1 protein-coding gene is annotated in these 205 nt (G+C 66.8%); it reads right to left on the bottom strand.

Features of this window, described 5'->3' with window-relative positions:
* The coding region (gene vgrG / locus HMPREF2886_RS19620) for a type VI secretion system tip protein VgrG (RefSeq protein WP_139148415.1) at window positions 1-205 on the bottom strand (205 nt) is incomplete at both ends.

Here is a 205-nt window from a genome sequence, read left to right as displayed (position 1 = left end):
TGACGATCACTTCCTGGCCGATCCGCGGGATCTGGATCGAGCCCCAGTTCTTCCCGGCCCAGGCCTGCGAGACGCGCATCCAGCAGGAGCTGTTCTCGTTCGACTGGTCGTGGCGGTCCCAGTGGAAGTGCACCTTGACCCGGCCGTACTGGTCGGTCCAGATCTCCTCGCCCTTGGGACCGACCACCACCGCGGTCTGCGGGCC

It is taken from the genome of Pseudomonas sp. HMSC066A08, assembly GCF_001813025.1.
GTDB classification, from domain to species: Bacteria; Pseudomonadota; Gammaproteobacteria; order Pseudomonadales; family Pseudomonadaceae; genus Pseudomonas; species Pseudomonas aeruginosa.
The sequence above is the reverse complement of the archived record's forward strand: the minus strand, read 5'-3'. Positions and strand labels throughout refer to the sequence as shown.